Origin of the sequence: Pseudoxanthomonas sp. OG2 (assembly GCF_014192765.1) — a bacterium.
GTDB lineage: Bacteria > Pseudomonadota > Gammaproteobacteria > Xanthomonadales > Xanthomonadaceae > Pseudoxanthomonas_A > Pseudoxanthomonas_A beigongshangi.
Genome location: NZ_JACHYM010000002.1, coordinates 232727 through 246900, shown reverse-complemented (window position 1 = coordinate 246900; position 14174 = coordinate 232727). Strand labels below are relative to the sequence as shown.

Below are 14174 nucleotides of genomic sequence, written 5' to 3'. Positions count from 1 at the left end.
TTCGCCTCAGTCGTCCTCGTTGGTCAGTGCGTCGCCATGGCTGGCCACGACCTTCGCATAATAGCGTGCACTGTCCTTCGGTGTACGGGTCTGGCTGTCGAAGTCCACGTGGATGATGCCGAAGCGCTTGGAGTAGCCCAGCGACCATTCCAGGTTGTCCAGCAGCGACCAGACGTAATAGCCGCCGATGTCGCAGCCGGCCTCGATGGCCGCGTGCACCGCGCGCAGGTGCTGGCGCAGGTAGCTCAGGCGCAGCGGATCGCGCACGCGGCCGCGCTCGGCCTTGGGCGGATCGAAGAAGGCGGCGCCGTTCTCGGTGATGAACACCTTGGGATTCCCGTAGCGGTCCTTGACCCAGGTGAGTGTATCGGTCAGGCCCTGCGGGAAGACCTCCCAGCCGGTCTCCGTATACGTATGCTGCGTCTGCCGGACCGGCGAGACCTTGAGCGGCCAGTTCGACTCGTCGTGGCGGGACACGTTGCGGGTGTAGTAGTTGACGCCGATGAAGTCCAGCGGCTGGCGGATCAGGTCCATGTCCGCCTGCGGCCATTCCGGCCAGGCCTCGCCGAAGATTTCGCGCAGTTCTTCCGGATAGGTGCCGAAGAACACCGGGTCCAGGTACTGGCGGTTCATGTACGCCTCGGCGCGGCGGGTCGCGGCCAGGTCCTCGGGGCTGTCGCTGGCCGGGTACTTGGGCTCGATGTTCACCACCAGGCCGATCTCATGCTTGCCGATGGCGCGGTAGGCCTGCACCGACTTGCCGTGCGAGCGCAGCAGGTGATGCGAGGCGATCGGCGCCTCGAAGCGGTTGCGGTGGCCGGGCGCCAGCGCGCCGTGCAGATAGCCGCCGTCGGTGACCACCCAGGGTTCGTTGAGCGTGGCCCAGCGCTTGATGCGGCCGTCCAGGCGCTTGAACATCACTTCGCTGTATTCGGCGAACCAGTCGGCGATGTCCGGGTTCAGCCAGCCGCCGCGGTCGTCCAGCGCCGCCGGCAGATCCCAGTGGAACAGCGTCGCGGTGGGCTGGATGCCGTTCTCCAGGAGCGTGTCGACCAGCCGCTCGTAGAAGTCCAGGCCCTTCTGGTTGATGCGGCCGCGGCCCTCGGGCATCACCCGGCTCCAGGACACGCTGAAGCGGTAGGCCTGCATGCCCAGTTCCTTCATCAGGCCGATGTCCTCGCGCCAGCGGTTGTAGTGGTCGCAGGCCACGTCGCCGGTGTCGTTGTTGAGCATGCGGCCCGGGGTGTGGGCGAAGCGCTGCCAGATGCTGGGACCGGCGCCGTCGGCCAACGGGGAACCCTCGATCTGGTAGGCGGCGGTGGCGCTGCCCCAGATGAAGTTCTCGGGGAAACGATAAGACTTCGACATGGCCCCTCCGGCGGTGTCGGCAAATTTGAGAAAAGTGGGGGTGATTGCGTTGTGAAAACGATTACATGGCAGAATAACCCAACTTCCCGGGTTGGGAAATGGGAAGGTGGTCATTGAGTGACGGCGTGCATTCGTATGCAGGCCGCTGCACCGGGAGGGGCCCGGCGGCAGGTCCGACAACACGGTGGCGCAGGCCGCCCGGGAGAGCAGATGGCGAGTGTGCGGCTGGACAATGTCCGCAAGGTCTACGGCAACGGCCAGGTGGCCGTGCACGGGGCGAGTTTCGAGGTCGCCGACGGCGAACTGATGGTGTTGGTCGGCCCGTCCGGCTGCGGCAAGTCGACCCTGCTGCGGATGATCGCCGGGCTGGAGGAAATCTCCGGTGGCACGTTGTCGATCGGTGACCGGGTGGTCAACGAGGTCGCGCCCAAGGATCGCGACATCGCCATGGTGTTCCAGAACTACGCGTTGTATCCGCACATGACGGTGGCCGAGAACCTGGCCTTCGGATTGAAGCTGCGCGGGCATCCGCGCGCGGTGATCGAACAACGGGTCAATGCCGCTGCCGACACGCTGGGCCTGGGCCAGATGCTGGACAAGCTGCCGCGCGAGATGTCCGGCGGCCAGCGCCAGCGGGTCGCGCTGGGACGGGCACTGGTGCGCGAGCCGGCGGTGTTCCTGCTCGACGAACCGCTGTCGAACCTGGACGCCAAGCTGCGCCATTCGATGCGCACCGAAATCGCGCGGCTGCATCGCCAGTTGGGCGCGACCATGATCTACGTGACCCACGATCAGGTCGAGGCGATGACCCTCGGCCAGCGCATCGTGGTGCTCAAGGACGGCCAGATCCAGCAGATCGACACGCCGATGGCGCTGTATGAGCATCCGGCCAACCTGTTCGTCGCCGGCTTTCTCGGCAGCCCGGCGATGAACGTGCTGCACGGGCGCCTGGAGCACGCGGGAGGGCTGCGGCTGGTGCTCGACGCGGGCCTGTCGATTCCGCTCGGCGACGCGCGGGCAGGCGAGGACTGGCTGGGCAGGACGGTGGCGATGGGCGTGCGCCCGGAACATCTGCGACCGGTCGTACCGGACGAGGCCGGTTTCGACACGCTGGTGGAAGTGGTGGAGCCGGTCGGCAGCGAGGTGTTCGTGAACATGACCCTCGGTCCCCATGCGCTGGTCTCGCGGTTGCCGCCACGACAGCTCCCGCGCGCGGGTGCCGGCCTGCGCCTGGCGGTGGATCCGGCGCACCTGCATTTCTTCGACCCGGAAAGCGGTCGCCGCCTGCGGTGAACCCGCGAGGCGGGCCCTGGCCCGGCTTCGCCGTCGCTTGCCTGTCCGCCGCAGGCAACAAAATCTAGCCTCAGAACGTAGCGGCAGCGGATTCCATCCGCCTCGTGCCCGTCCTAGCCTCGTGAGCAAGGTTTGCGAACGTCCGTCACGGGAGAGGGGCCAGTGCGGAAGAGGGACAGGAGATGGGCGCGTGCGCGATTCCGCGCCGCGCTGCGCGTCGGCCTTGCGCTGCTGGTGTTGCTGGCCGGCGCCTGTGACGGACCGGGCGCGGGCCGCAGGATCGTGCTGATCGGCGGGGTTGGCAGCGAGGGCCCGGGGCGGCATGCCTATGCCGAGGGCGTGCAGCGGCTGGCGTCGATGCTGGGTGAATCGCCGCAGGGGCGTGGCGCGGAGATCGTCGTGTACGAACGGGGCTGGCCGGCGGATCCCGCCGCGTTGCGGGGCGCTTCGACCGTGGTGCTGTATTTCGACGGACTGGACCGGCACCCGCTGCGTGATGCCGCGCATCGCGAACAGTTGGGCGAACTGGTCCGGCAGGGCGTCGGGCTGGTCGCACTGCACCAGGCCTCCACCGTGCCGGCCGACGATGCGTCGCTGGATCTGCGTGCCTGGCTGGGCGCCGAACGCGTGGGCATGTTCGATCGCACCACCGAGACCGCAACGGTGTCGCCCGCCGATGCTGCGCACCCGATCATCCGTGGGGTGGATGCGTTTACCTACCGCGACGAGTTCTATCCGACCCTGCGCTTTGCCGCGAGCGGCGTGCGGCCGGTGCTGCGCAGCACCCTGCACGCGCAGTACCGCGATGGCGCGGACGTGGTGGAGGACCGCGCCGAAACGGTCACCGTGGGCTGGGCCTACGAACGCCCGGACGGCGGCCGTTCGTTCGGTTACAGCGGCGCGCATTTCCTGGCCGCGCTGGAGCAGCCGATGTTGCGGCGGGTGTTGTTGAACGCGATCCTGTGGACCGCCGGCATCGAGGTTCCCGACGACGGCGCGCAGTCGCCGGCTCCCGCCACGCCGGCGCCGCCCGCGGTCACCGGCACTTCCCGCGCGGTCACCGCGTCGGTGCGTGACGTCACCACCTTCCATGCGGATCGTCAGCGCAGTGGCTGGCATCGCCAAGGAACCGCGCCAACGCGGGCCCAACTGGAAGATCCCTCGTTCGGCCTGCTGTGGGAATCGCCGCCGCTGGATGCCTACGAAGGCCAGGCGCCACGCCTGTACGCCTCGCCGTTGTACCTGGAACAGGTCCGCATGAGCGAAGGCCAGCACCGCGGCCAGACCTTCAAGGTCGTGTTCGCCGCCAGCAATCATGGCTACGTGTATGCGATCAACGCCGGCAAGGCCGGCGACGTGGCGCCCGGGCGCATCCTCTGGCGCACGCGGCTGGCGCCACCCTGTCACCTGCAACCCGCGCCGCTGGATGCGGTGCCGACCGGCGTGTTGAGCACACCGGTGATCGACACGGCACGGGGGCGGATCTATGTCACCAGTTGCGATCCGAAGGAGCGCTGGCAGGCGTACGCGCTGGACATCGGCAGCGGCAAGGTCATCGAGGGCTGGCCGGTGCGACTGGACGAGACGCGCTTCAACGCGGTCAACGCCAATGCCGGCCCGTCGCCGGTGCCGCCGAAACGGCGTTTCGATTTTCGCGTGCAACGTGGCGCGCTCAACCTGAGCCCGGATGGTTCACGGTTGTACGTGACTTTCGGCGAGACCGAAACCGGCTGGTTGGTCGCGGTCGATACGCGGCGTCCGCGGGTGGCCAGCGCGTTCGCCGCGGCGGCGATGCCGCATCGTGGCAGCGGCGGCATCTGGGGCGCGGGGGGACCGGCGATCGACGCGGCAGGCGACGTGTTCGTGGTCACCGGCAGCGGGTTCAACGGCTACCGCGACCAGTCGCATGACTGGACCCAATCGGTCCTGAAACTGTCCGACTCCGCCGATGTCGGCCTGCGACTGCGGGGCACCTACACGCCGTTCAATCATTGCGGCAGCGCGAAGATGGATATCGATCTGGGATCCGGTGGCGCCAGCCTGCTGGCGGATCTGGAGCCCGCGCAGACCACGACGACGCGCCTGATGGTGGTCGGCGGCAAGCAGGGCAACGCGTACCTGCTAGACCGCGATCATCTGCCCGGAAAACTGGACCAACGCCCGGCCTGCGGCGGAAGCGCGGCCAGCGACGGTTCGTTGCTGCCGCCGCAGCGGCAACCGCAGTTCGCCGGGCGCGGACCGCTGAGCGTGTTTGGCCCGTACTCGGAGCAGGACGCGGCGATGGATCAGGCGCGCGGCCGTTCGGTGCCCGCGTATCACCGGGACGATAGCGGCGCGATCCATGTCTACATGACTGGCAACACCCGGCGTGCCGAAGGTTCGGCGGACGCGGTCCCGCCGTCGCTGGTCAAGCTGCGCGTGGTGACCACGCCCGGACAGCCCGCGCACCTGGCGATCGCGCGCCGGCAGATGGAACTGGTCTTCATCAATCCCGGGTCGCCGGTGATCAGCAGCGACGGCGCGCGGGATCCGATCGTCTGGGTCCTCGACGAGAACGCCCGCCGCTCCGCGCCGCTGGCAGGCCCTGGCGCGCCCGCACCGGTCCTGTACGCGCTGGAAGGCCACACGCTGGATCTGTTGTGGAAGAGCGCGCCGGGCCAGTTGCACACCTCGGGCAAGTACAACGAACCGGTGTTCGCCCATGGCGAGGTGGTGGTGGGGACGGATCGGATCCAGGCATTCGGTCCCGGCGCGCCCGCACGCGTGCCGCCGAAGGTCGTCGCCGATGCCGCGGGTGTTTCGCAAGCCCCGACGGCGGCCGACTCGGGACTGGATGGGGAGGCCCTGTTCAAGCAACGCTGCGCGGCCTGCCACGATCACCCGCAGGGCAACATCCCCCCGCGCGCGCTGCTGGAAAGCCGCAGCCGCGCCTACATCGTCGACACGCTTACCCACGGCGCGATGCGCGCGCAGGCGGCGGGGCTCAGCGCGAACGATATCGATGCGATCGCGGGGTATCTGGACAAGCGTTGAGGGCTCCGGAAAAAGCAAAGGCAAATCCCCCTCGGTTCCCCTTTTGACCAGCCATTCGGCTGTTGGGAAGCGCTGCAAAGGGGGAGGAACGGCGAGGTCGCAGGCGGCGGGATTCAGCGCGAACGATATCGATGCGAGTGCGCGGTATCTGGACTGGGCATTGAGGGCTTCCGGATAAAGCAAAAGGCAAATCCCCCTCGGTCCCCCTTTTTGCAAAGGGGGAGGAACGGCGAGGTCGCAGGCGGCGGGCCTCGGTGCGGATGATAGGGATGCGATGGGTGTGGCGGAGCGTGGGATGCCCCCTTTGCAGCGCTTCCCAACAGCCGAATGGCTGATCAAAGGGGGCGGCCACCCGCGTGAGCGGGTGGCGGGGGATTTGCTTTTCGCACGGAGCCCAAAAGAAAACCCCCGGCAATGCCGGGGGTTCCAGACAGACCGCGGAGGAACCCAGACTCAGCCGCGGCTCACCGCATAGACCGCTTCGGCCACCTTGTCGATGTTCTGGCTGTTGAGCGCGGCCACGCAGATGCGGCCGGTGCCGATGGCGTAGATCGCGTATTCCTCGCGCAGGCGATCGACCTGGGCCTTGCTCAGGCCGGAGTACGAGAACATGCCGGCCTGCTGCTGGATGAAGCCGAACTCCGGCGCGCCCAGCGCCGCCAGCTTGGACACCAGCCCGGCGCGCAGGGTGTGGATGCGCTCGCGCATGCCGCCCAGTTCCTTCTCCCAGCGCGCGCGCAGTTCGTCGCTGCCGAGCACGCCGGACACCAGCGCGCCGCCGTGGGTGGCGGGACTGGAGTAGTTGGAACGGATGGTGCGCTTGATGTGCGACTGCACGCGCTTGGCCTCGTCGCGGTCGGCCGAGACGATCGACAGCGCGCCCACGCGCTCGCCGTACAGCGAGAACGACTTGGAATACGAACTGGCGACCACGAACGCCGGGATGCCGGAATCGGCGAACAGGCGGATCGCGGTGGCGTCGGCGTCGGTGCCCTGGTCGAACCCCTGGTAGGCGATGTCGATGAAGGGCAGCAGGCCGCGTTCCTTCACCAGTTCCACCACCTGCGCCCACTGCGCGGCGGTCAGGTCGACGCCGGTCGGGTTGTGGCAGCAGGCGTGCAGCAGCACCACGGTGCCAGGCTCCAGCGCGCCCAGGTCGGCCAGCATGCCGGCGAAATCCAGGCCGTGGGTGGCCGGGTCGTAGTAGCGGTAGTCGCTGACCTCGAAACCGGCGGTGCCGAACACCACGCGATGGTTTTCCCAACTCGGGTTGCTGATGGCGATCTTCGCCTGCGGCAGCGCGCGCTTCAGGAAGTCGGCGCCGATGCGCAGGGCGCCACTGCCGCCGATGGTCTGGGCGGTGACCACGCGGCCGGCCTCCAGCGCGGTGGAACCGGCGCCGAACAGCAGTTTCTGGGTCGCCAGGTTGTAGCCCGGCAGGCCGTCGATGGGGAGGTAGCCGCGCGGTTTGGTTTCCGCCGCCAGGGCCTGTTCGATCTCGCGGACCGAATCGAGCAGGGGAATGCGGCCCTGTTCGTCGTAGTAGATGCCAACGCCCAGATTGACCTTGCCGGGGCGGGAATCGGCGTTGTAGGCCTCGGTCATGCCCAGGATCGGATCGCCCGGAACCAGTTCGACGGATGCAAAAAGAGACACGGCGGTGTGACCAGTTGGTGAGGGGGAAAGGGTGTCGCGAACAAACTCCCCGATCCTAACAGGCCATCGGCGGACGTGCGCCCGCGTGGCGCTGGCGCGCCGGGCGGCGGGCAGGCTAAGGTGATTGTTCCGACCATCGGGCGGTCCTCCGGGCCCCATTCGTTCCGCTCCGACCGGCCAAGGCCGTGCGGAGGCGGGCGCCTTCCAAGGAGCAGGTCATGCTGGGCTGGATCCGTCGTCGACTGCTTTGGGTCATCGTCCTGCCGTTGCTGGTGGCGGGGCTGTACGCGCTGGCGGGCTTCTGGTGGCTGCCGCGCTTCGCCCGCGCCGAGGCCACCGACTACGTCCGCGAGGAACTGGGCAAGTCGCTGAGCCTGGGCGAACTGCGATTCAACCCCTTCACCTTCCGCGCCGAGGCCACCGCGCTGGCGATACAAGAGCCTGCGGCGACGGCGGGGCAGAAGCCGCTGGTCGCACTGCGCCGGGCGGTCATCGATTTCCAGGTCTCCTCCCTGTGGAAAGGGGCCTGGACCTTCCGCGAAGTGACCCTGGACGGGCCCTACGCACAGGCGCTGGTGCGCGCCGATGGTTCGCTCAACCTGGCCGACCTGGTTCCTCCTTCGAAGGACGACGGTCCGCCGCCGGACGTGCTGATCGCGCATCTCGTGGTGGCCGACGGTGCAATCGATTTCGCCGATCACAGCCGGCGCCTGCAGCCCAGCAAGCGGCTGGCGCCGATCCGGTTCGAACTGCGCGATTTCCGCACCGCGCAGGGCAACGGCAAGGGCGGTGGATTCCATCTGGCCGCCACTGGCGATCAGGGCGAACGCTTCGACTGGCGCGGGCAACTCTCGTTGCGGCCGTTCGCCTCAGACGGCGAACTGGACGCGGCCAATCTCCAGGTCGACACCGCCTACGCCTTCCTCAGCGAGGCGCTGCCGTTCGAACTGCATGGCGGCCGCTTCGATGTGGCCGGCCGCTACCGCTTCGCCGCCGGCACCTCGACGGGCACGTTGCTGGAAGCGGCGCTGTCCCGCGCGCAGGCCAGCGGAGTGGACGTGCGCGTGCGCGGCGAAACCAGGAACGCGGCCACCCTGGGCGAGATCGCGCTGGCCGGCGCCCGTTTCTCGCTCGGCAAGCGCGAGGTCGCCGCCGATCGCCTGCGGGTGGGCGGCTTGCGGACCGCGCTGACCCGCGAGGCCAACGGCGCGATCAGCCTGATGCGCTTGTTCCCGTCGATGCCGGAAGCCGCTTCCGCGCCCGCCGCCACGACGCCGGGCCCGGCCTGGCGGTTCAATCTGGGCGAAGTGGCGCTGGAGGACGCCGAGGTCGATGTGCAGGACCGCGCCGTCCGGCCGGCCAGCCGCTTCCACCTGCAGGCGCTGACCGCCAGCACCCGCGGGGTCAGCCTGGATCTGGACAAGCCATTGCCGATAGCGGCGTCGGCCACCGTCAACGGCAAGACCCGGCTGGCCGTGCAGGGCGAAGTGGTACCCGCCACCGTGGCCGGGCGCCTGCAACTGGATCTGACCGGCCTGCCGCTGCGCGACGTGCTGGCCTACCTGCCGGATTTCCCCGCCCTGGAATTGCGCTCGGGCACCCTCGGCGCGAACGGCGAACTGACCCTGCCGGGGGACGGAAAGCGCGGCGCGGCCCTGGCCTTCAATGGCGAAGGCCGCATCGACGGCTTCTCGCTGCTGGAGCGGGCAAGCAAGCGGCAGGTGGTGGCCTGGGAGCGGATGGATATCGGCGGCCTGCGCTATGCGCAGGCGCCGGATCGCCTGCAGATCGCCCGGGTCGTCATGCGCAAGCCGTTCGCCATCGTGGCGGTGGAGCCGGATCGCACCGTCAACCTCAGTCGGCTGTTCGCCAGCCCGGCGCCGGCCGCCACGTCGGCGCCGGCGTCATCGTCGGGACCGGCGATGGCGGTCAAGCTGGACGATCTGCAATTGGAAAACGGCACCATGGCGTTCGCCGATGCCTCCATGGATCCCGGCTTCCGCGCCGACATCGCCGCCCTGCGCGGCCATATCCGCGGGCTGTCCACCGCGCCCTCGGCGCAGGCCCGCGTGGATCTGCACGGGCAGGTGGTCAACCGCTACTCGCCGGTGGAGATCTCCGGCACGCTCAACCCGTTCGCCTACGACGAGCGCACCGATTTGAAGATGAGCTTCCGCAACATCGATCTGCCCATCTTCAATCCGTACTCCGGACGCTTCGCCGGCTACGCCATCGCCAAGGGCAAGCTCAGCACCGAACTGCATTACCAGATCGACCATCGCAAATTGCAGGCGGCCCACCATGTCGTGCTGGATCAGCTGGAGTGGGGCGAGGCGACCGACAGCCAGGAAAAGGTCTCGCTGCCCATCCGGTTGGCGACCTCGCTGCTGAAGAACCGCCAGGGCGTGATCGATCTGGATTTGCCAGTGAACGGCTCGCTGGACGATCCCAGCTTCCGGGTGTGGCCGATCGTCTGGCAGATCCTGAAGAACATCCTGGTCAAGGCGGTGACCGCGCCGTTCGATTTCATCGGCTCGCTGTTCAAGGGCGCGGAACAGGCGCGCTACGTCGATTTCGCCGCCGGCTCCAGCGAACTGGGCGAACCCGCGCGCACCAGCCTGGGCGCGTTGGCCAAGGCGTTGGTGGAACGCCCGGCGCTGCGGCTGGACATTCCGGCCGGCACCGCCCTGGAGGACGAGGCCGAGGCGATTGCCGGGCAGCGGCTGGACGCGGCGATGCTGGGCGGGCGCGAGGGCGAGCCGGTCGCGGTCGCGGCGCTGGAGGCCTGGGAGCAGCGGGATCTGCTGGAGGCGCTGTACCGGCAGCAACTGGGACACAAGCCGGATATCCCGGAGGCGGCCGTGGAGGCCGGGCAGGAGGCTGACCAGGAGGAACTGGATCGCAAGGCACGCAAGGCCGCGCGCCAGACGGCCGAGGTGGCCTGGCTGCGCCAGGCGCTGCTGCCCCGGTACCGGCCCGGCGACGACGAACTGGCCGCGCTGGGACGCGCCCGCGCCAACGCCGTCCAGGATGCGTTGCTGGCCGGCGGCGAGGTGGATCCCACCCGGGTGTTCATCGATGGCGCCAAGGGACCGGCGGCGCACGAGGGCGGCGCGCGGCTGGAGCTGGGCCTGGAGTAGCCGGGGGCGGGCGGTCCCGCGCCGGGCCGGCGCCCGTTATACTCATCGGTCAATGCCGCAAGAGCAGTATTGGATTGTCATATAAATCAATTATTTGGCGATTCAACCTCATCCAGTCCAACAATTTGGCAGCGCACCGGCCGGCCGGTCGCGATGCCCGGAAAACCATCGCCGCATGCGCCTTTCGACCATCAAGCTGTCCGGTTTCAAGTCCTTCGTCGATCCGACCACGTTGCACCTGCCCACCAACATGACCGGCGTGGTCGGTCCCAACGGTTGCGGCAAATCCAACATCATCGATGCGGTCCGCTGGGTGATGGGCGAGAGTTCCGCCAGCCGTCTGCGCGGCGACTCGCTGACCGACGTGATCTTTTCCGGCAGCTCGGCGCGCAAGCCGGTGTCGCAGGCGACCGTCGAACTGATCTTCGACAATAGCGATCACACCATCGCCGGCGAATTCGCCGCGTTCAACGAAATATCGGTCAAGCGCCAGGTCAGCCGCGACGGCCAGAGCAACTACTACCTCAACGGCACCAAGTGCCGCCGCCGCGACATCACCGACCTGTTCCTCGGCACCGGCCTGGGGCCGCGCAGCTACTCGATCATCGAGCAGGGCATGATCAGCCAGATCATCGAGGCCCGGCCCGAGGATCTGCGCGTCTACCTGGAGGAAGCCGCCGGCATCTCCAAGTACAAGGAACGCCGCAAGGAAACCGAGACCCGCATCCGCCATACCCGCGAAAACCTGGATCGCCTGAACGATCTGCGCGAGGAAATCGGCAAGCAGCTGGAACACCTCAAGCGCCAGGCCAGGCAGGCCGAGCAGTACCAGGCCCTGCAGGAAGAGCGCCGGGTGAAGGACGCCGAGTGGAAGGCGCTGGAGTTCCGCGGACTCGACGTGCAGTTGCAGGGCCTGCGCGAGAAGCTGTCGCAGGAAGAAACCCGCCTGCAGCAGTTGATCGCCGAGCAGCGCGAGGCCGAGCGCAACATCGAAACCGATCGCCTGCGCCGCGAGGAAGCCGCCGAGAGCCTCAACAAGGCCCAAGGCGAGGTCTACCAGGTCGGCAGCACGCTGGCCCGGCTGGAACAGCAGATGCAGCACCAGCGTGATCTGGCCGAACGCCTGAAGAAGGCGCGCGACGAAGCCCACAACGCGTTGCAGGAATTGGGCCAGCACATCAGCGGTGACGAGACCAAGCTCAACGTCCTGCGCGAGAGCGTGGACGAGGCCGAACCCCGGCTGGCGCAGTTGCAGGAAGAAGACCTGTTCAAGCAGGACGCCCTGCGCGACGCCGAAGCGCGCCTGTCGGACTGGCAGCAGCGCTGGGAAACCCATTCGCGCGAATCGGCCGAGGCCGCGCGCGCCGGCGAGGTCGAGCGCACCCGCGTCGATTATCTGGATCGCCAGGCGCTGGAAACCGAACGCCGCCGCGAGAACCTGGCCGCCGAGCGCGCCGGACTGGATCTGGACGCGCTGGCCGAAGCCTTCGAGCAATTGCAGATCCAGCACGACACCCAGAAGGAATCGCTGGAGTCGCTGACCGAGCAGGTCGAGTCGCGCAAGCAGTCGGCGGCGGGCGTGCAGGAGCAGCAGCGTGCTTCGCAGACCGAACTGTCGGAAGTGCGCAAGCGCGCGCAGGAAGCCCGTGGCCGGCTGTCCTCGCTGGAGACATTGCAGCATGCCGCGCTGGGCCAGGAGCAGGGCGCGGCGATGAGCTGGCTCAAGGCACGCGGGCTGGATTCGGCGGCGCGCGTGGGCGAGCGCCTGACCGTCGAGCCGGGCTGGGAAAACGCCGTCGAGGGCGCGCTCGGGCAACTCATCGAAGGCGTGCTGGTGGATGCGCCGGAATCGCTGGTGGACGCCCTGGGCGAACTCGGCGAAGGCCGCATCGCGCTGGTGTCCGACGAACAGGCCGACTTCAACGTCGCGCCGACCTCGCTGGCGGCGCGGGTGCAGGGACCGGCGGCGGTGCGCCGTCTGCTGGCGCGCCTGCACGTGGCCGAGGATCTGGCCGAAGCGCGCCGCCTGCAGTCGCAGCTGGGCGACGGCGATTCGGTGATCACCCGCAGCGGCGAGCGCCTCGGCGCCGGCTGGGTGCGGGTGCTGCGTTCCGGCGCGGCCAAGCAGGGTGCATTGCTGCGCGAGCGGGAAATCCAGGGTCTGCGCGCCGAGATCGAAACGCTGCAGACCCGCGAGGCCGAACTCGAAGAACGCCTGGCCAACCTGCGCGACCAGTTGCTGGCCGCCGAGCAGCAGCGCGAGGACGCGCAGCGTGCCCTGTACCTGGCGCATCGTGGCGTGTCCGAACTGGCCGGCCAGTTGCAGAGCCAGCAGGGCCGGGTGGAATCCACCCGCCACCGCATCGACAAGATCGACCAGGAAATCGCCCAGTTGGTGGAAACCCTGGACGGCAGCCGCGAGCAGGCCCGCGAGGCGCGCCTGCGGCTGGAGGAAGCGGTCACCGCGATGGGCGATCTGGAATCGGCCCGGCAGGGCCTGGAATCCGAGCGCCGGCAACTGGTCGAAGCGCGCGATCTGGCCCGCGAGGCGGCGCGCGCATCGCGCGACGCCACCCATGCGCTGGCGCTGACCCTGGAATCGCAGCGCACCCAGATCATCTCCCTGAGCCAGGCGCTGGATCGGATGGGCGGCCAGCGCGGCCAGCTCGATTCGCGGCTGGAGGAACTGACCCTGCAGCTGAGCGAGGGCGACTCGCCGGTGCAGGAACTGGACGCCCAGCGCCAGGCGGCGCTGGAAGAGCGTGTCAACGCCGATCGCCGGCTGGCCGAGGCGCGCTCGGTGCTGGAAGGCATCGACAACGAACTGCGCCAGTACGAGCAGACCCGCCACCAGCGCGACGAGGCGGCACTGGCCCAGCGCGAACGGATCTCCCAGCGCAAGCTGGACCAGCAGGCGCTGGCGCTGAAGTCCGAGCAGCTGTCGCAGGGGATTGTCGCCGCCGGCTTCGTCGTCGAGGACGTCATCAACACCCTGCCGGAAGTGGCCGACGCGCGCGAATGGGAGCAGGCCGTCACCCAGATCGACTCGCGCATGCGCCGGCTGGAACCGGTCAACCTGGCCGCCATCCACGAGTACGGCGAGGCCTCCCAGCGCGCCGAGTACCTGGAAGCGCAGCACGTCGACCTGACCACCGCGCTGGAAACGCTGGAGGACGCCATCCGCAAGATCGACCGCGAAACCCGCGGCCGCTTCAAGGACACCTTCGACCGGGTCAATGCCGGCGTGCAGGCGCTGTATCCGCGCCTGTTCGGCGGCGGCCACGCCTACCTTGAACTGACCGGCGAGGATCTGCTGGACACCGGCGTGGCGATCATGGCGCGGCCGCCCGGCAAGCGCGTGTCCAACATCTCGCTGCTGTCCGGTGGCGAAAAGGCGATGACCGCGGTGGCGCTGGTGTTCGCGATCTTCCAGCTCAATCCGGCGCCATTCTGCCTGCTGGACGAAGTGGACGCGCCGCTGGACGAGGCCAACGTCGGCCGCTTCACCAACATGGTGAAGGAGATGAGCGAGAAGGTGCAGTTCCTGTTCGTCAGCCACAACAAGGCGACCATGGAAGCCGCGCACCAGCTCAGTGGCGTTACCATGCGCGAGCCCGGTGTGAGCCGACTGGTGTCGGTGGACCTGGAAGAAGCCGCGCGCCTGGCCGGCGCGGCCTGAACCCC

6 protein-coding genes are annotated in these 14174 nt (G+C 68.5%); 4 read left to right on the top strand and 2 right to left on the bottom strand.

Annotation, left to right across the window (positions count from 1 at the left end):
* Positions 1–6 precede the first annotated feature (6 nt).
* Positions 7–1368 (bottom strand): GH1 family beta-glucosidase, encoded by a 1362-nt coding sequence (locus FHW78_RS14105; RefSeq protein ID WP_141453107.1) that lies wholly within the window; start codon positions 1366–1368, stop codon positions 7–9.
* A gap of 210 nt (positions 1369–1578) precedes the next feature.
* On the opposite strand from FHW78_RS14105, the gene ugpC reads away from it, so the two are divergent.
* Entirely contained in the window at positions 1579–2661 is a 1083-nt protein-coding gene (gene ugpC, locus FHW78_RS14100) for a sn-glycerol-3-phosphate ABC transporter ATP-binding protein UgpC (protein WP_183641875.1), read from the top strand.
* A 162-nt stretch (positions 2662–2823) separates the two neighbouring features.
* On the top strand, positions 2824–5694 hold the full coding sequence (locus FHW78_RS14095; RefSeq protein WP_183641871.1) for a ThuA domain-containing protein: 2871 nt from the start codon (positions 2824–2826) through the stop codon (positions 5692–5694).
* Positions 5695–6147: 453 nt separating this feature from the next.
* Here the strand turns inward: FHW78_RS14095 and FHW78_RS14090 are convergent, their stop codons facing one another.
* Positions 6148–7350 carry an amino acid aminotransferase gene (locus FHW78_RS14090; protein ID WP_183641868.1) on the bottom strand — a complete coding sequence of 401 codons (1203 nt, stop codon included), beginning with the start codon at positions 7348–7350 and terminating at the stop codon, positions 6148–6150.
* 218 nt (positions 7351–7568) lie between these two features.
* On the opposite strand from FHW78_RS14090, the gene FHW78_RS14085 reads away from it, so the two are divergent.
* Both FHW78_RS14085 and smc read left to right on the top strand, forming a co-directional pair.
* Positions 7569–10490 (top strand): DUF748 domain-containing protein, encoded by a 2922-nt coding sequence (locus FHW78_RS14085; protein ID WP_183641865.1) that lies wholly within the window; start codon positions 7569–7571, stop codon positions 10488–10490.
* Between the two features lie 175 nt (positions 10491–10665).
* Positions 10666–14169, top strand: a complete 3504-nt coding sequence (gene smc, locus FHW78_RS14080; RefSeq protein ID WP_183641862.1) for a chromosome segregation protein SMC — start codon at positions 10666–10668, stop codon at positions 14167–14169.
* The last annotated feature ends 5 nt before the right edge of the window (positions 14170–14174 follow it).